Annotated in this window: 17 protein-coding genes; 10 read left to right on the top strand and 7 right to left on the bottom strand. The window is 57.8% G+C overall.

Going from position 1 to position 17,906, the window contains the following annotated elements; genetic code table 11:
• Positions 1-14 precede the first annotated feature (14 nt).
• The 4 genes from FIV08_RS12450 to FIV08_RS12435 all read left to right on the top strand — a co-directional run bounded on the left by FIV08_RS12450 (position 15) and on the right by FIV08_RS12435 (position 5,220).
• On the top strand, positions 15-455 hold the full coding sequence (locus tag FIV08_RS12450) for a VOC family protein (RefSeq protein WP_044384638.1): 441 nt from the start codon (positions 15-17) through the stop codon (positions 453-455).
• A 161-nt stretch (positions 456-616) separates the two neighbouring features.
• Positions 617-3,250: a DUF6351 family protein gene (locus tag FIV08_RS12445; RefSeq protein WP_152438536.1), complete on the top strand. Its 2,634-nt coding sequence runs from the start codon at positions 617-619 to the stop codon at positions 3,248-3,250.
• A 211-nt stretch (positions 3,251-3,461) separates the two neighbouring features.
• Entirely contained in the window at positions 3,462-4,874 is a 1,413-nt protein-coding gene (locus tag FIV08_RS12440) for a hypothetical protein (RefSeq protein WP_152438535.1), read from the top strand.
• A complete protein-coding gene (locus tag FIV08_RS12435; RefSeq protein ID WP_152438534.1) occupies positions 4,846-5,220 on the top strand; it encodes a hypothetical protein in 375 nt (124 codons plus the stop codon). Before FIV08_RS12440 ends, FIV08_RS12435 begins: the two co-directional genes overlap by 29 nt.
• A 66-nt stretch (positions 5,221-5,286) precedes the next feature.
• Here FIV08_RS12435 and FIV08_RS19940 read toward each other — a convergent pair whose 3' ends face one another.
• Positions 5,287-5,829, bottom strand: coding sequence for a cold-shock protein (locus FIV08_RS19940; protein WP_058090268.1), 543 nt, complete (start codon positions 5,827-5,829; stop codon positions 5,287-5,289).
• A 150-nt stretch (positions 5,830-5,979) separates the two neighbouring features.
• Between FIV08_RS19940 and FIV08_RS12425 the strand changes: the two genes are divergently transcribed.
• Positions 5,980-6,198 (top strand): SlyX family protein, encoded by a 219-nt coding sequence (locus FIV08_RS12425; RefSeq protein ID WP_058090267.1) that lies wholly within the window; start codon positions 5,980-5,982, stop codon positions 6,196-6,198.
• A gap of 84 nt (positions 6,199-6,282) precedes the next feature.
• Here FIV08_RS12425 and dapE read toward each other — a convergent pair whose 3' ends face one another.
• From dapE to map, 6 genes are all read right to left on the bottom strand, one after another.
• On the bottom strand, positions 6,283-7,413 hold the full coding sequence (gene dapE / locus FIV08_RS12420) for a succinyl-diaminopimelate desuccinylase (RefSeq protein WP_152438533.1): 1,131 nt from the start codon (positions 7,411-7,413) through the stop codon (positions 6,283-6,285).
• Between the two features lie 10 nt (positions 7,414-7,423).
• Positions 7,424-8,452, bottom strand: coding sequence for a 2,3,4,5-tetrahydropyridine-2,6-dicarboxylate N-succinyltransferase (gene dapD, locus FIV08_RS12415; RefSeq protein ID WP_058090265.1), 1,029 nt, complete (start codon positions 8,450-8,452; stop codon positions 7,424-7,426).
• Positions 8,453-8,579: 127 nt separating this feature from the next.
• A complete protein-coding gene (locus FIV08_RS12410) occupies positions 8,580-8,921 on the bottom strand; it encodes an ArsC family reductase (RefSeq protein WP_152438532.1) in 342 nt (113 codons plus the stop codon).
• Positions 8,918-10,120, bottom strand: coding sequence for a succinyldiaminopimelate transaminase (dapC, locus tag FIV08_RS12405; protein ID WP_152438531.1), 1,203 nt, complete (start codon positions 10,118-10,120; stop codon positions 8,918-8,920). Before dapC ends, FIV08_RS12410 begins: the two co-directional genes overlap by 4 nt.
• Entirely contained in the window at positions 10,117-12,762 is a 2,646-nt protein-coding gene (locus FIV08_RS12400; RefSeq protein ID WP_152438530.1) for a [protein-PII] uridylyltransferase, read from the bottom strand. Before FIV08_RS12400 ends, dapC begins: the two co-directional genes overlap by 4 nt.
• The gene (gene map, locus FIV08_RS12395; protein WP_106695231.1) at positions 12,763-13,533 is read right to left on the bottom strand and encodes a type I methionyl aminopeptidase; all 771 of its coding nucleotides are present in this window, start codon (positions 13,531-13,533) and stop codon (positions 12,763-12,765) included.
• 272 nt (positions 13,534-13,805) lie between these two features.
• On the opposite strand from map, the gene rpsB reads away from it, so the two are divergent.
• The 5 genes from rpsB (at position 13,806) to uppS (ending at position 17,893) form a co-directional block, all read left to right on the top strand.
• Positions 13,806-14,558, top strand: coding sequence for a 30S ribosomal protein S2 (gene rpsB, locus FIV08_RS12390; RefSeq protein WP_058090260.1), 753 nt, complete (start codon positions 13,806-13,808; stop codon positions 14,556-14,558).
• Positions 14,559-14,652: 94 nt separating this feature from the next.
• The gene (tsf, locus tag FIV08_RS12385; RefSeq protein ID WP_058090259.1) at positions 14,653-15,522 is read left to right on the top strand and encodes a translation elongation factor Ts; all 870 of its coding nucleotides are present in this window, start codon (positions 14,653-14,655) and stop codon (positions 15,520-15,522) included.
• Between the two features lie 180 nt (positions 15,523-15,702).
• Positions 15,703-16,431, top strand: coding sequence for a UMP kinase (gene pyrH / locus FIV08_RS12380; RefSeq protein WP_058090258.1), 729 nt, complete (start codon positions 15,703-15,705; stop codon positions 16,429-16,431).
• Positions 16,432-16,501: 70 nt separating this feature from the next.
• Positions 16,502-17,059 (top strand): ribosome recycling factor, encoded by a 558-nt coding sequence (gene frr / locus FIV08_RS12375; RefSeq protein ID WP_061333437.1) that lies wholly within the window; start codon positions 16,502-16,504, stop codon positions 17,057-17,059.
• Between the two features lie 63 nt (positions 17,060-17,122).
• Positions 17,123-17,893, top strand: coding sequence for a polyprenyl diphosphate synthase (uppS, locus tag FIV08_RS12370; protein WP_058090256.1), 771 nt, complete (start codon positions 17,123-17,125; stop codon positions 17,891-17,893).
• Positions 17,894-17,906: the final 13 nt, after the last annotated feature.

Genomic DNA, 17,906 nt, shown 5'->3' with positions numbered 1-17,906 from the left:
CACAGGAGCCCTATATGCAATACCTGCACACGATGATTCGGGTCAGCAATCTGGACGACACCCTTCACTTTTTCTGCGACCTGTTGGGCATGGTGGAGATTTCCCGCAAAGACAGTGAGAAGGGCCGTTTCACCCTGGTGTTCCTGGCGGCCCCGGAAGACGAAGCCCGTGCCCGTGAGGACAAGGCGCCAATGATTGAGCTCACCCATAACTGGGACCCGGAGGAGTACACCGGCGGCCGGAATTTCGGGCACCTGGCGTTCCGGGTGGACAACATTTATGCGCTGTGCGAAAAGCTGCAGGCCAACGGCGTTACTATCAATCGCCCGCCTCGGGATGGCCATATGGCCTTTATCCGCACGCCGGATAATATCTCGATTGAACTGCTGCAGAAGGGCGATGCACTGCCGGCGCAGGAGCCCTGGGCCAGTATGGAAAACACCGGTACCTGGTGAAGCCATGGAGTCCACTGGTCAGACTAAAGTGAGACTTGATTCACATTTTTGACGCAGGCCCCGGGCGATTTGACCAAGGCCCTGAAACATAACACTCGCTTATCATTTGTTGCACTAAGTAACGCTCTGTTACTAAAACAACAACAAATGAGGTGGTCGTTATGTTCTCCAGAAACGCTCTGGTTGCAGCCGTTATGCTGGGTTTGGTGGGGTGCGGGGGTTCCGGTTCAGAGAACGCTTCCGATAATACCAATGCCCAGGGCCCGGGGCCGACGGTTCCGGGCACTACGCCGCCCGGTCAGTCTGATGGCAACAAAGGTCTGCCAACAGGTGAGGGCGAGGTGCGGGTTCTGTCCAATCGCGCCGATCTGATCAGCGGTGGCGATGCCCTGATCGACATCGAGGTCGCCAATCCCGATGGTGCCCGTGTTTTGCTGAACGGCCAGGATGTAACCGGGCAGTTTACCTTGATGGAAGCTGGTCAGTTGCGTGGCCTTGTTACCGGCCTGGCGTTGGGCGACAACACGCTGGAAGTGCTGCTGGATAATCGCAGTAGCCGGCTGGTGAAGACCATCACTAACCACCCGAAAGGTGGGCCGGTATTCTCTGGTCCCCAGGTTCAACCCTGGACCTGCACCAACGCCGCTGCGATGGACGAGCAATGCAACCAGCCTGCGGAATACCGCTTCAAATATGTTCCTGCGGAGCGCTTTACCCGATTGTTCACCGAGTTTGATCCGCAAGACCCCGGCCTGCCGGATGCTTTTTTGCCTTACGACCCGGAAAACCCGCCCGCCGATGACGACATCGCCACCGTGACCACCGACGAAGGCGTTGAAATGCCGTTCATCGTTCGTGTGGAAACCGGTGTCATGAACCGCGACCGTTACCAGGTAATGTCATTGTTCCAGCCTGGAAACGACTGGACCGCTCTGAATCCCCAGGAGCAGTGGAACGGGAAAGTACTGGTTCATCACGGCGGTAACGTGGGGGTGAGTTACGGTATGGGCAGCCCCCCCAATGGCGATATCTCCGGCGCGACCAACGGCAACGAACTGTTGTTGGGTGACAGTGTTTCGGTGGCGCTGGCCCGGGGTTTTGTAACCTTGTCCACCGCCCAGGCCAACCTTGGCCATAACGTGAACCTGGTTACTGCTGCCGAGTCCTTGATGATGGCCAAGGAGCACATCATCGAGAACTATGGCCCGGTCCGTTACACCATTGGCACTGGCTGCTCTGGTGGGGCGATTGCCCAGCAACACATTGCCAATGCCTACCCCGGTATCTATCAGGGGTTGATTGTTCAGTGTTCCTATCCGGATGTCTGGACCACCGCTACCCAGTTTGCCGACTACAACCTGATCAGCAACTACCTTGGGCTGCAGATGCCGGAGGGTCCGGAAGGGTTCTTCTCCTTCATGACGGATCTGCTGACCAACGGCCTGTTGCCAACCCAGTGGCCCTTTATCTACGGGCACCTGCCCATCAATCCAGTGGTTTCAGACCTGGCCTTCTTCCCGGCGGCCTACCCGGATCAGGAGGATTGCCGGCGCCTGAAAGACGGCGTTGAAGTCTATAATCCGGAGGAACGACCGGGCGGCCTGCGCTGCGGGTTGATCGATTACATGGTCAACCAGTTTGGCGAGCGGCCACCGGAGGTGTGGTCTGAGAATGAACAGCTTTTGGGGCGGGGTTTTGCCGGCATTCCGCTGGATAACGAAGGGGTTCAGTACGGCCTCAGAGCATTGCAGGAAGGGTTGATTACCGGTTCCCAGTTCCTGGATCTGAACCGGGAGATTGGTGGCTTCAACGTGGACATCAAATATCAGCCAGAGCGTACCCTGGGCGATATCCAGGCCATCACCAATGCCTATCGCACCGGCGCCATCAACACTGCAGAGAATCTTGCCGGTGTGCCGATGATTGACTTGCGAGGCCCAGATCCCGGCTTTGCCCACGATGCCTTCCACTCCTGGCAAACCCGTGCCCGCATTGAGGAGGTTCAGGGCCATTCGCTCAACCATGTGATCTGGTATGGCGCCTTCCCGATCGCCGGGGATACCGTGTTTACCACCGAGGCCCTGTTGACCATGGACCAGTGGCTGGCGGGCATCGAGGCGGATGAGCGCCAGGATAGCCTGCCGGAGAAAGTGATTCGCAATCGGCCCGGCTTCGCCCGTGATCGCTGCCTGTCGTTGTCGGGCGCTACCGCCGAATGGGGTGTGATTCTGCCGCTCACCGGTGGCCTGTTGTACCCGGACCCGGTTCTGCCCGGCCTGGAATACTTGCCGACCAACCGATTGCCAGCAGAGATGGGTGAGATCCTGGACGTGGCCACCGGACAGGTGTGTGGCCTGGATCTTGGCGCCCTTGGCTTGCCCTCGCTGGTGACCGATCTGTTGGCGCCGATCACAGACCCGATTGTTGAGACCCAGGCACTGCTGGTGCAAACCCGGTTTGGTACCCCAAGAACAGTGGCCGGAGATGATATTCGCACCCTGAATAACAAGTGTCAGCTCAAGCCGGTTGACCCTGCGGATTATCCCGCCAATCTGCTCCAGGGTATTTTCACCTCTGAGAACTTTGCCCAGAAGGTTGCGGAGATTTTCCCGAACGGTGTGTGTGACTACAGCAAGCCACCGGTTGGCCAGGTGCCAACCGTCACCTGGATGCACTATGGTGATGCCGAGACGGTGGTGCATGGCGGCGTGCCGCTGAGCAGCAATGATGAGCCTGTTCCAGGGTGGGCTTCACCGGCGTTTGCGGTCACCCTGTCACCCAATCACGCTGAGTGATCAGGATCACAGGGTCGGGCAGAGCCTGGCCCTGTGATTGGCATGCCTGGGCGTCGGCCCCAGCCCCAACCCCAACCTGAACATAGTGAGGCCGAATCAGCAAAACGGGCGGCTAACCGTTGCTGTTGGTCGCTCTTCCCCCTAAAATCCGTCGCTGTTCAAACTATGCATCAGGATGATGCTGCCCCAAACCCAAGGAAGGAGAATGCCGATGGATGATTGGCAAGGGTGCCTTGCGCCCCAGTGTCAGACTGCGCTCTTGCAGGCCCGCAACAATGTTGCCAGCCGCGGTGGTTCGGTGATTACGGTTGAAGACTACCTGTTGGCATTGCTCGATGCCGTTCCTGAGGCCGTTTCGTTTCTGAAACGGCAGGGTGTGGACCTGGACGAACTGATTCGCACCATCCAGGGTGAACAACCCATTGTTGCCGAAGTTCGTGGCGATGGGGACCTGTCTTCCCAGCTTATCTACTGGATTTCCAGCACCCGTGAAGCGACCGATCAGCCCTGGCTGGACTGGCCTGTGCTGTTGCACGGGCTGGTTCACCTTGCCGAGCGCCTGCAAGACAAAGCCTATGTGGCGGTGTTGGAACTGGTCAGCCACTGGCCGAGTGCGGAGGGTGAGGCCTGCACGCCTCCGGTTTCCCCCGACCAACCTTTCAGCCCCGTTACGGTGACTGATCCAGCCTGGTTGCAGCTGGCTGAGGACGTTGTGGTGGCTTTATCCGCAAACCGGAATGGGTTGATCTGGGTAGCAGGCCCCCGTGGTAGCGGGAAAACCGCCTGGCTGAGGATGTTGCTGGCGACGCCGGGATTCTCTTGGGTGCAGATGGACTTGCGACGCCAGGCAGAGGTGATGGCGTCCGATCAGCCGGTGGTCCCGCCAGGCGGGGACGGAGTCGCACCGTGGCCAGCGATGATTCTGGACAATGTGGCACCGCTCGACCTACTGGAACTGATGAGCATGCCGGATGGCGCTGTGCGCGAACTGGTGACAGGATGGCAGGGGCCAATCCTGATGCTGGCATCAAACGACAGGGATAAAGGACGAACAGACAGCAACCGGCTGACCGCCATATTGGGCCGGGAGTTGGAAGCCATGGCGATGCCGGGTGTTAGTGAGGCGCAGAGAAGAGCGATCTTGACAGCACACCAGCCAGCCATCGAAAAGCGCTGGAACCTGCAATTGTCGCCGGCAGCGATGGAGTATGCGGCGTCCCGCCAAACCCGAAGCATAGCAACGCCCGGCGGTATGCTCGAATGGTTGCACCGGGCAGCCGCCAGGCTTGACCTGTTTGCCAGCCGGGGACCGCTGGAGGCGGTGGCTCTGGCGGCAGAGCACGACACCCTTCGGCGTCAGTCCCTGGTGGCCCTCGCCCGGGGTGAGTGTGCTGAGCGGGTAGAGCTGCAGATACAACAACTGGATCTTGAGCAGGCTGCTGCTGAGGTGGTTTGGCACGAACGTAAGCGTTCCGGCACCCTGCGTCGGTTATTGGTGGAGGATCTTCGCCAGGAACTGGAACGATGGGTTGCAGCCAGGCCCGGGCCGGTTCACTATGTGCTGAATTGTGAACAACAGCAGGGAGATACCTTGGGTGCAGGACCTGGAAATTTATATTCGTGATCTGGAGCCGGCGGCCATATCCGGTTGGCTGGAGAACCAGCTGGATGACGTTCAGCTGGACGATTCGGATGTCACTTCGGTAGTGAAGGGCAGTGCGTGGTTCAACGGTACCCGTTTGCAGATCACCCTGTATCCCGGCGCCTTTGGAAAGAGGTTTACCTCTGTGCTGATGGAGGGGGATGACCTGCCCTGGAACAGTGACCTGGACTGCGCCCGCAGTGCCTGGCGGGCCATGGAAGGGGAGATACGGTGCAGCACCGGTGACTGGAAAGAAGGCGATCCGGTGGAAGATGAGAAGTGGTGGCGCCTGGACCACCGGGGCGAGCAATTGGTGGTCTGGAACTGAACCGACTAGCAGAACGTAAAAAGGCAGCCCCTGGAGGCTGCCTTTTTCGTATCTTGAGCTACGAAATCACTCGCTCAGGATAGACACGTTGTCTGCTTGCAGCCCTTTGTCGGCTTCCACAACGTTGAACCGAACCAGTTGGCCCTGGCGCAATACGCGGCGACCACGACCGCGAATGGCGCGGAAATGTACGAAGATCTCGTCGCCGCTGTCGCGGACGATGAAGCCAAAGCCTTTCTTGACGTTGAACCACTTGACGGTGCCTTCTTCGTCACCTTCCGGTGTGGTGTCGTCAAAATCGTCTTCTTCGTCATCATAAACGTTGTTCTGGCGACTGTTGCGTGCCGGGCGGCTCTGGCTTCTGGAAGCCGGCGCTGCGGAGGGCTGCTTGGTGGCAAGCGCGATGGCCAGAAAACCGGTGATGGCAAAAATAACAAAGGCAATCAGGTACGCTGCAAGGCCACCAACACTGCCCAGTGCCTCGGCGAGGTTGCCAGCGCTCAGCGCGGCCAGGAATTGCGGTGTGACAGACAGCAGCAGAAACAGTACCAGGGGTGCCGGAATGGCGATCATAAGGGAAAGACGGATCGCTTTGGCTGGATTACGCATTGGCTGAATATTCTCCATGGGTTAACACTAACGATAAAAAGCCAGACATCGGGTAACATGGCATGCCCGGCCAATGAACGCCGCCAATGTTCAATGTTGGCGGTAAAAGGCGGCATCATACCAGATTACCGAAAGGGCTGACCAAATCTCATGAGCAAAAAGACACTGGAAGACAGGCTTGCAGAGCTGGAAATGCGACTTGCGTTCCAGGACGATGTGATCAATACCCTGAGTGAGCAGGTGGCGAAGCAGGAGATGGATATTCGGGAGCTGTGGGATGCCAAGAAGGTGCTGCACAAGCAGTTGAAGGATATTTCGCCCTCGAACATCAAGGCGGAGGAGGATGAGACTCCGCCTCCGCATTATTGAGTTTGGTGTATGGCTTGAAGTCCGGGGTCAGACCCCAGCGCGGCCTTAGGGCCCACTGACGCGCTGGGGTCTGCCCCCTCAGAGTTAGCCCAGCAGTTCTTCCAGTATCTGTTCGTAGATTTCGGAGAGGGTATCCAGGTCGTCGGCTTTCACGCATTCGTCCACTTTGTGGATGGTGGCGTTGATGGGGCCGAGTTCTACGACCTGTGCTCCAGTCGGTGCGATGAAGCGACCATCAGAGGTGCCGCCGGAGGTGGACAGCTCGGTCTCGCGGCCGGTGACGGAGCGGATGGCGTTCTGGCTGGCGGCAACCAGGGCACCCTTGTCCGTCAGGAAGGGGCGGCCGCTGAGGTGCCACTGCAAATCATACTTGAGCTGGTGCCGGTCAAGAATGGCCACTACACGTTCTTCCAGGCTTTCTGCGGTGTTTTCCGTGCAGTAGCGGAAATTGAAGTGCACCAGGCACTCGCCGGGAATGATGTTGCTGCCCACGCCGGATTCAATCCGGGTGATCTGGAACGTGGTCGGCGGGAAGAAGTCGTTGCCGTTGTCCCAGAATTCCCTGGCCAGTGCATCCAGCGCCGGCGCCACCGTGTGTACGGGGTTCTCTGCCAGGTGTGGGTAGGCCACGTGGCCTTGTACGCCGTGTACTGTCAGGTAGCCGTGCAGGGAGCCCCGGCGGCCGTTCTTGATGACATCGCCCACCTGATGGGTGCTGGAAGGCTCGCCAATCAGGCACCAGTCCATCTTTTCGTTGCGGGCTTCCAGGGTTTCCACCACTTTCACCGTGCCGTCCTGGGCGGGGCCTTCTTCATCGCTGGTGATCAAGAGGGCAATGGAGCCTCGGTGCTCAGGGTTGTTCGCCACAAAGCGTTCGCAGGCGGTGATGAAGGCCGCCAGGCTGCCCTTCATGTCTGCTGCGCCCCGGCCATACAGATAGCCATCTTTGATGACAGGGTCAAACGGCGGGTGCGCCCAGTTTTTCTCCGGGCCGGTTGGCACCACATCGGTGTGGCCGGCAAACGCCAGTACCGGGCCGTCTGAGCCCTTGCGGGCCCAGAGGTTGTCGGTATCACCAAACCGCAGGTTCTCGCCTGCAAAGCCCAGCGGCGCCAGGCGGGACATCATCAGCTCCTGGCAGCCAGCGTCGTCCGGTGTAACCGAGCGGCGGCGAATGAGGTCCATGGCGAGTTCAAGGGTGGGGGATAGTGACATGCTGCGGCCCTTAGTTATTCGCGTGCAGTTCTTCATTCAGTTCAATAGCGGACTTGTTGGTCTTGCACTCAACGGCGCCGGTCAGGCTGTTGCGACGGAACAACAGGTCGTTCTTGCCGGCCAGGTCGCGGGCCTTGATGACTTCTACCTGTTTGTTGTTGTCATCCAGCAGGTTCACCTTGGTACCAGAGGTGATGTACAGGCCAGCTTCAACGGTGCAACGATCGCCCAGGGGAATGCCGATGCCGGCGTTGGCGCCGAGCAGGCAGTTTTCGCCCACGGAGATAATGATGTTGCCACCACCAGACAGAGTGCCCATGGTGGAGCAGCCACCGCCCAGGTCAGAGCCCTTGCCGATCATCACGCCGGCAGAAATGCGGCCTTCGATCATGCTGGTGCCTTCGGTGCCGGCGTTGAAGTTGATAAAGCCTTCGTGCATCACGGTGGTGCCTTCGCCTACATAGGCGCCCAGACGAACACGGGCGGTGTCAGCGATACGCACGCCCTTGGGTACGACGTAGTCGGTCATCTGCGGGAACTTGTCGACCGATTTCACTTCCAGGGTGCGGCCTTCAATGCGGGCCTGCAGCTGGCGCTCTGGCAGTTCGTTCAGGTCGATGGCGCCTTCGTTGGTCCAGGCCAGGTTCGGCAGCAGGCCGAAAATGCCGTCCAGCTTTACACTGTGGGGCTTGGCCAGGCGGTGGGAGATCAGGTGCAGCTTCAGATACACTTCCGGGGTGCTGGAGGCGGTATCGTCGGTAGCCAGCACGGTAACAACCACAGGGCGTTTGCTCTCGGCCGCTTTTTCCGCCAGTTTCGCCTGGTCGGTCTGGCCCAGCTGGCGTAGGGCGTTGGCAAACCTGGTCAGTTGCTCGGCTTTAACATCAATGGCCTGGTTACCGCCTTTGTAGTCCAGCGCGGTTTCAACCACGTCGATCAGGTCTTTGCCTGGGGTCATGATCGGCTGCTGGTAATACACCTCCAGCCACTCGCCCTGGTTATTCTGGGTGCCGATGCCAATGCCAAATGCAAAACTCATCTGATCTGCTCCTGTGCTCAATAATTGAAAAAATGTTTGCCACGGACACTCACGGACCTGCACGGACAAAAACAAGAATTCTTAATCACTTGTCCGTGAGCGTCTGTGAGTGTCCGTGGCTAAAAAATCAGTTAATCCAAACAGCCCATTCTTCTGCGTTAAAGCCCACAGTCACTCCGTCGCCCCGCTCAGCCACAGGGCGTTTGATGATGGAGGTGTTCTCCAGCATGAGCTGGTGGGCACTTTGGGCGCTAATGTTATCACGAACCTCGTCCGGAAGTTTTCGCCAGGTGGTACCCCGTTTGTTGATCAGGGTTTCCCAGCCTATGGCCTGCTCCCACTGGCTCAGCTTCTCGCTGGTCAGGCCGTCTTTCTTGAAGTCGTGGAATTCGTAGGCGATGCCGTTGTCGTCCAGCCACTTGCGAGCCTTTTTGACGGTATCGCAGTTTTTGATGCCATATAACTTCATGCTTTGAAACCTTTTACAAAATCGACGATTCGCCGGGCTGCTTCCACACACTCCTCCAGTGGTGCTACCAGCGCCATGCGCACTCGGTTCTCACCTGGGTTGTGGCCATCTACCGTTCGGGACAGGTAACGGCCCGGCAGCACGTGCACGTTCTGTTGTGCGGACAGCTCCTTGGCGAAGGTTTCATCATCCATCGGCGTTTCCGGCCATAGATAGAAACCGGCATCCGGGAAGTCCACGTTCATCACTTCGCGCAGGATGGGCACCACCGCTTCGAACTTGGCCCGGTAGGCGGCGCGGTTTTCGCGCACGTGGTCTTCATCACTCCAGGCGGCAATGCTGGCCAGCTGGTTGTGAACAGGCATGGCGCAGCCGTGGTAGGTACGGTACTTCAGGTAGCCGGCCAGTACCTCGGCATCACCGGCCACAAAGCCGGAGCGCAGGCCGGGCAGGTTGCTGCGCTTGGACAGGCTGTGGAACACAACGCAGCGCTTGAAGTCGTGACGACCGATGGCCGCACATGTTTGCAGCAGGCCTTCGGGCGGGTTGGCTTCGTCCGGGTAGAGTTCGGAATAGCATTCATCGGAGGCGACCAGAAAATCATGACGGTCGGCCAGTTCGATAACCTTTACCAGGGTTTCCCGGGGGATGACTGCGCCGCTGGGGTTGCCCGGGGAGCACAGGAAAAGAATCTGGCAGTCTTTCCAGACCGATTCCGGCACCGCGTCGAAATCCGGAATAAAGCCGTTGCTGGCATCGCAGGGCAGGTAGACGGGGTCTGCGCCGGCCAGGAACGCAGCCCCCTCGTAAATTTGGTAGAACGGGTTCGGGCTGACAACAGTAGCCGGTTTACTGGCATCCACCACCGCCTGAACCAGGGCGAAAATAGCTTCACGGGTGCCGTTGACCGGAACCACGTTGTGAGCCGGGTCCAGACTGCCTTCGGCCAGCTGGAAGCGCTTGCTGGCCCAGTGGGCGATGGCTTCGCGCAACTCATCGATACCTTTGGTGGTGGGGTAGTTAGCCAGTTTGTCCAGGTTGTCGGCGATCACCTGCTTCACAAACGCCGGTGACGGGTGCTTGGGTTCGCCAATGCCGAGTGATATTGGCTTCAGGTGGTCCGGCACGGTGATGCCGGCTTTCAGTTTGGCCAGCTTTTCAAACGGGTAAGGGTGAAGTCTTTCGAGATTCAGGTTCATTCAATATCGTCCAGCATTTGGCAAAGGTCCTGTTGCAGGGCCTGGCACACGCCCGGGTCGCGCAGCGGCTCGCCATGTTCGTCGGTGATGAAGAATACGTCTTCTACGCGCTCGCCCAGGGTGGCAATCTTGGCGTTGGTCAGTCGCACACGATGTTCCAGCAGCACCTGGCCAATGCGGGCCAGAAGGCCGGGGCGGTCCGGGGTGATGACTTCCATCACGGTGCGTTGATTGATGGTGTCATTGGAGAAGGTCACTTCGGTTGGGAAAGCGAAGTGCTTCAGCTGCCGGGGTGTGCGCCGGTGGATAATGTCCGGGTAGTCTTCCGGGTCATCGAGTTCTTCGATCAGACGCTTGCGCACTCTTTCCTTGCGGGCCGGATCAACGCCCAGTGGCTGACCCTGTTCATCCAATACCACGTAAGAGCTGATCGAGTGGGGGCCTTCGCTGGAGTTGATGCGGGCATCCACGATGTTCAGGTTCAGCTGTTCCAGCACCGCCGTGGTTGCCGCAAAGAGGGCAACCCGGTCTTTCATGTAGATAATGATCTGTGAGTAACCGTCCGTCGGCCCGCCCCGGGTGTCACGAATCAGCACCAATGGGTCCGGGTTGTCGCCGTGGCGAATGATGGCTGCCGTCTGCCAGGCAATATCTACGGTGGAATCCTGCAGGAAGTAATCCTCGTCTACGGTTTCCCAGATAGGATCAATCTGCTCATCGGTCATATTCTGTGCGTGCAGGATCTGACGGGCTTCTTCCCTGGTGGCGCGTATCCAGGCCTGGCGGTCTACTGGTGTGTCGGTGCCACGGCGCAGGGCGCGCTTGGCTTCAATGTAAAGCTGGCGCAGCAATGATGCGCGCCAGGTGTTCCAGAGTTTTGGATTGGTGGCGCTGATATCGCACACCGTCAGAATGTACAGGTAATCCAGATGGGCCTGGCTGGGCATGGCGCGGGCAAAGGCCTGGATGATGTCCGGGTCTGAAATGTCCTTGCGCTGGGCGGTCATCGACATCAGCAGGTGGTTTTCCACCAGCCATGACACCAGTTGGGTGTCCCGCTCACTCAAGTGGTGGCGTTCACAGAAGGCTTCTGCGTCAATGGCGCCCAGTTCTGAGTGGTCACCGCCACGGCCCTTGGCCACATCGTGATAAAGGCCAGCAATAAACAGCGTTTCCAGTTTGGGCAACCGATGAATCAGGCGTGACGCCAGGGGGTATTCGTTGCGCACGTCGGTGCTGTTCAGCCGCGCCATATTGCGGATCACGCGCATGGTGTGGGCATCGACCGTGTATATATGAAAGAGGTCGTGCTGCATCTGGCCGATGATCTGGCCAAACTCCGGCAAGTAGCGGCCCAGTACGTTGTACTTTTTCATGGCAGACAGAGTCTGGTCCAGCGCGTGTGGCGTGCGCAACAGTTCCATGAACAGGGTGGTGACTGCCAGATCTGACCGGAAGGCGTCGTCAATCAGGTGCCGATGGGCCCTTAACGAGCGGATGGTGGTTGCCCGGATACCCTTGATTTCAGGGTGCTGGGCCATCAGCACGAAGATTTCCATGATGGCGTACGGGGCGTAGGCGAACACCTGGTTGTTGATGGCTTCTATATACAGGTTGCGAATCTGGAAGCGTTTGTTCAGTGGGCGGATTTCGTCTTCACTGCCCTCGCCGATAATGGCTTCGTCGTAGTACTGCAGGATAACGTCAGCCAGCTCCGCCAGGGCCAGTACGGTGCGGTAGTAGGACTGCATCATCAGCTCGACGCCCAGCCGTTTGCCTTCATCTTTGTAGCCGAGCATTTCCGCGAGCGCACGTTGGTGGTCGAACAGCAGCCGGTTTTCATTGCGGTCGGCAATCAGTTGCAGGCCATAACGCAATTGCCACAGGAAGGTTTCGCCCTGGTGCAGGATCTGGTGTTCTTCTTCGGTCAGAATACTGAAGCGGGTGAGGTCGGCAATGTTCTGCAGGCCGAAGTGGCGTTTGGTGATCCAGCCGATGGTCTGGATGTCCCGAAGTGCGCCGGGGGAACCTTTAACGTTAGGCTCCAGGTTGTATTCGGTGTCGCCGTATTTTTTGTGGCGCTGTTGCTGCTCTTCCCGCTTGGCCAGGAAGTAGTCACGATCCGAGCTGACCTCATCGGAATAGACCAGCTCACTGAGCTCTGCCCGCAGTCCATCGGGGCCGGCGATGGTTCGGGTCTCCAGCAGGTTGGTCAGGATGGTGATGTCCTGCCGGGCCGAGGATAGGCACTCTTCCATGCTGCGCACGCTGTGGCCGATATCCAGCTTGAGGTCCCAGAGCAGGGTAACGAAGGCGCCCAGGTCATCCTGCCAGGCCTCTTCTATACCGTGGCGGGTCAGGATAAGCAGGTCTATGTCTGAGTGGGGGTGTAGTTCGCCGCGCCCGTAGCCGCCGACGGCGACCAGGGCAATGTCGGAGGAGCGGGAAAACGGGTACCGATTCCAGATCAGCCGGAGCACTTTGTCTATGGTGTTGGCCCTGGCATGAACCAGGGCTCTTACATCGGCACCCTGGCGGAAAGCTTCGGCGTCAGCATTATAGCTTTCCCGTAACAGTTCCCTGGCGGCAAATACCGGTGAGGTGTCGTTGCTGATACGGGATTCCAGCTCGCTTCGGTCCACTTAGAATGACTCTTCCGATCGTTTGGTCAGCACTTCATAGCCGTCAGCGGTCACCAGGATGGTGTGTTCCCACTGGGCAGACAGCTTGTGGTCCTTGGTGACCACGGTCCAGCCATCGGCCATCAGCTTGGTTTGGTATTTGCCCTGGTTGATCATCGGTTCGATGGTGAAGGTCATGCCTTCCTGCAGTTCCATACCGGTGCCGGGCTTGCCGTAATGCATGACCTGCGGCTCCTCGTGGAACACCTTGCCAATGCCATGGCCGCAGTAGTCTCTCACCACGGAATAACGATGCTTCTCGGCATGCTGCTGGATGACGTGGCCAATGTCGCCCAGGCGGGTGCCGGGTTTGACCAGTTCAATACCTTTGTACAGACACTCCTGAGTGATCTGGATCAGGCGTTCGGTACCGGGCTTGGGTTTGCCGACAACCCACATCTTGCTGGTGTCGCCGTGGTACTCATCCTTTATAACGGTGACGTCGATGTTAATGATGTCGCCGTCTTTCAGAATTTTCTTTTCGGTTGGGATGCCGTGACAGATCACATGGTTGACCGACGTACAGATGGATTTCGGGAAACCCTTGTAGTTGAGCGGCGCCGGAATAGCCTGCTGTTTGTTGACGATGTAATCGTGGGCGATGCTGTTGAGCTCCTCGGTAGAAATTCCGGGCTTTACGTGTTCGTCCAGCATTTCCAGAACTTCGGCCGCCAGCCGGCCGGCCACGCGCATTTTTTCAATTTCTTCGGGAGTCTTGATGGATACTTGCATCGCTATACCTGTTGATTTGCATCAAACAGGCATTTTAAGGGGCTGAGGGGTCAGGTACAAGGCGAGCTGCCTGCTATCGTGACTATAGGGTTGCGCTAAAAATAATGGCACCCCGGTGTCGCTTTATGGTATAAACGCGCCCGCCGGAAACGAATCCGGCAAATTCACACACGTGTCAGCACGTTGTCCCAGGGTGCCGGCTCCTGTTAGAGGAGGCTGGTTGGGGCAATCGGACGCGTGGAGGACTAACCCGAAGCTAAAAGGTAAATATCATGGCTCAGGTAAATATGCGTGACCTGCTCAAAGCAGGTGCTCACTTTGGTCACCAGACCCGTTACTGGAACCCGAAAATGGGTAAGTACATTTTCGGTGCCCGCAACAAGATTCATATCATCAACCTTGAGCAGACTGTTCCTGCCATGAACGAAGCGCTGAATGTGATTCAGCAGCTGGCAGAAAGCAAGAACAAGATCCTGTTCGTTGGCACCAAGCGTGCTGCGTCCAAGATCATCAAGGAAGAAGCTCAGCGTTCCGGCCAGCCCTACGTTAACCATCGCTGGTTGGGTGGCATGCTGACCAACTACAAGACCATCCGTCAGTCTATCCGCCGCTACCGTGATCTGGAAGCCCAGAGCAAAGACGGTACTTTCGACAAGCTGACCAAGAAAGAAGCCCTTGAGCGTACCCGTGAAATGGACAAGCTCGAGCGCTCCATCGGTGGTATCAAGGATATGGGCGGCCTGCCTGACGCGCTGTTCGTTATCGACGTGGATCACGAGCGTATCGCTATCAAGGAAGCCAACAAGCTGGGTATTCCTGTTATCGGTGTTGTTGATACCAACAGCGATCCGGACGGCGTTGATTACGTAATCCCGGGTAACGATGACGCCATCCGCGCCATCCAGATCTACGTGAAGGCTGTTGCCGATACCTGCCTGGAAGCTTCCCAGTCTGCAGGCGCTGGCGCTGACGAGTTTGTTGAAGTCAGCGAAGACGCTGCGGGCGCCGCTCCGGCTGCCGAGTAACACTTAAACTTCACGTTTGAGTTGTAAGGTATGCCCGCTCGTTAAACCGGGCATACCTCCCCACCGAATTCGGAAACGATTAAGAGGACTGAACATGGCTGCAATTACCGCTGCAATGGTCAAAGAGCTGCGTGAGCGTACCGGCCTTGGCATGATGGAATGCAAGAAGGCACTGGTTGAAGCTGGTGGTGACGTTGACGCCGCAATCGAAGAGCTGCGCAAGTCTTCCGGTCTGAAAGCCGCCAAGAAAGCCGGCCGTACCGCTGCTGAAGGTGTTTCTCTGGTTAAGGTGTCTGACGACAACACCGTTGCCTACATTCTGGAAGTGAACTCCGAGACAGACTTCGTTGCTCGTGACGACAACTTCATGGGCTTCGCCAACGACGTTCTGAACGTTGCTTTCGAAAAAGGCGAAACCGACGTTGCGGCCCTGATGGCTGGCGATCTGGAAGCCAAGCGTGAGGCGCTGGTTCAGAAGATCGGCGAGAACATCACTGTTCGTCGCATCATCAAGGTAGAAGGTCCGGTTGTGGGCGGTTACGTTCACAGCAACAACAAGATTGCCTCTGTTGTGGCCCTGACCGCTGGTAACGAAGAGCTGGCTCGCGACATCGCGATGCACGTGGCTGCTGTTAACCCGCGCGTTGGCAAGCCCGACGACATGCCGGCTGAAGAGCTGGAAAAAGAGAAAGAGATCATCAAGGCGCAGCCGGATATGGAAGGCAAGCCTGCTGAGATCATCGAAAAGATGATGGGTGGCCGCATCAAGAAGTTCCTGGCTGAGAACAGCCTGATTGAGCAGCCGTTCGTCAAGAACCCTGACCAGAAAGTGGGCGACCTGATCAAAGCTGCCGGTGGCGAGCTGGTCGGTTTCGTTCGCCTGGAAGTGGGTGAAGGCATCGAGAAAGAAGAAGTGGATTTTGCTGCTGAAGTGGCTGCGGCCGCTGGCACAGGCAAGGCCTGATCCTCTTCTGAGCGCTGTCACGCAAGGTGGCAGCGCTTACCTGAGTCTGCCACGTCAGTCGGGTACGCCCGGCTTTCGTGGCGGGCTTGTATCTGAGATACCCCTTTTGCGAGGAGTATGTCAGATACAAGCCTGCAACGGGTTTGCGCCGGATAGCCAACAGACGATAAGGGGATCACCATGCCGACATCTTCAAAAAACCAGCCCAGATACAAGCGTGTTCTGCTGAAGCTCAGTGGCGAGGCCCTGATGGGCGATCACGATTTCGGTATTGATCCCAAAGTTCTTGATCGCATGGCGCTTGAAATCGGTGCCCTGGTCGGCATTGGCGTACAAGTGGGGTTGGTGATTGGTGGTGGTAACCTGTTCCGGGGTGCAGCGCTAAGTGCTGCAGGCCTTGACCGTGTGACGGGGGATCACATGGGTATGCTGGCCACGGTCATGAATGGTCTGGCCATGCGTGATGCGCTTGAGCGTTCCAATATCCGGACCCGTGTGATGTCTGCCATTCCAATGAGCGGCATTGTTGAGCACTATGACCGCCGGCGCGCAGTACGTGACCTGAAAGAGGGTGACGTGGTTATTTTCAGTGCCGGTACCGGTAACCCGTTCTTCACCACAGACTCCGCCGCTTGCCTGCGGGGTATCGAGATCGAGGCCGATGCCGTGCTGAAGGCCACCAAGGTTGACGGTGTCTACAATGCGGATCCCCATCTTGACCCCAGCGCTGTAAAATACGATTACCTGACCTACGATGAGGTTCTGGACAAAAAGCTCGGGGTGATGGACCTCACGGCTATCTGCCTGGCCCGGGATCACGGTATGCCGCTGCGGGTGTTCAACATGAGCCAGCCCGGCGTACTGACCCGCATTGTGACCGGCGAGAAAGAAGGCACATTGATTGAATAATTGGTTGCCGGCTGCGGAAAGATGGCCGGATACTGCACTATAACCAGACGAACGTTTCGAGGATGCTGACGTGATTAACGATATCAAAGCAGATGCCGAGAAGAAGATGAAGAAGAGCCTGGAGGCTCTGCACTCGGCTTTCAACAAGATTCGCACCGGCCGTGCCCACCCTGCGATTCTGGACAGTGTGATGGTGAACTACTACGGTCAGGAAACGCCGTTGAAGCAGATTGCCAGCGTTAACGTTGAAGACAATCGCACCCTGATGGTTGCCCCGTGGGAGAAGAATCTGGTTCCCACCATCGAAAAGGCCATCATGACGTCGGATCTGGGACTGAATCCGTCTACCAGCGGTGATGTGATTCGTGTGCCCATGCCGATGCTGACCGAAGAAACCCGTAAGGAAATGGTCAAGCAGGCGAAAGCGGATGCAGAGCATGGTCGGGTGTCCATCCGTAACGCTCGCCGCGATGCCAACAGCATGATCAAAGACCTGCTCAAGGAAAAAGAGATCAGTGAGGACGATCAGCGCCGGGGCGAAGACGAAGTCCAGAAACTGACTGACAAGTACATCGCTGAAGTCGACAAGATGCTGAAGGCGAAGGAAGAGGACCTGATGGCGGTCTGATCGCCGGGTCCATTCAGTAGAAAGCACGCGGCGGGGTGGATGCTCCGCCGCACAGAGGGTTTCATGACGGCACAAATAACCGCAGAAATTCCGGTGATGGCAGACAACTGTCCCCGGCATGTGGCCATTATCATGGATGGCAATAACCGCTGGGCCAAGGCTCATCGGCTCAAGGGAGTGGCTGGTCACAAGGCTGGTGTGGATGCGGTAAAGGCCGTGGTGGAAACCTGCGCCAGGGAGGGGGTGGAGGTGCTCACTCTGTTCGCTTTCTCCAGCGAGAACTGGCGTCGCCCGAAAGACGAAGTGTCGGCTTTGATGAGGCTTTTCCTGATTGCCCTTGAGCGCGAGGTCCGGAAGCTCCATCGCAACAATATCCGCTTGCGCATAATCGGCGATCGCTCGGCTTTCAATCCGGCGCTCCAGGAACATATGGACAAAGCCGAGGCCCTGACCCGCGACAACACAGCGATGACTCTGGTGATTGCGGCGAACTACGGGGGCCACTGGGACATAACCCAGGCAACCCGAAAAGTGGCAGAGCAGGTTCGGATTGGTCAACTTGAACCGTCAGACATTACCGACGACCTGATCCAGCAGCACCTCAGTATCGGCGACCTGCCGATGCCGGACCTGATGATCCGTACCGCCGGCGAGCAGCGCATCAGCAACTTCCTGTTGTGGCACCTGGCCTATACCGAGTTCTACTTTTCCAGCGTTTACTGGCCGGATTTCAAGGCTGAGGAAATGCGCAAGGCACTGGAAGCCTACAGCCGTCGCCAGCGTCGTTTCGGGCAAACCGACGACCAGATTGCGGCGCGAGCTTCACAACAATAACGATACAGCGACT

The organism is Marinobacter sp. THAF197a, assembly GCF_009363275.1.
GTDB lineage: Bacteria > Pseudomonadota > Gammaproteobacteria > Pseudomonadales > Oleiphilaceae > Marinobacter.
Note: the sequence above shows the minus strand (reverse complement) of the source record. Positions and strands in the feature narration are given on the sequence as shown.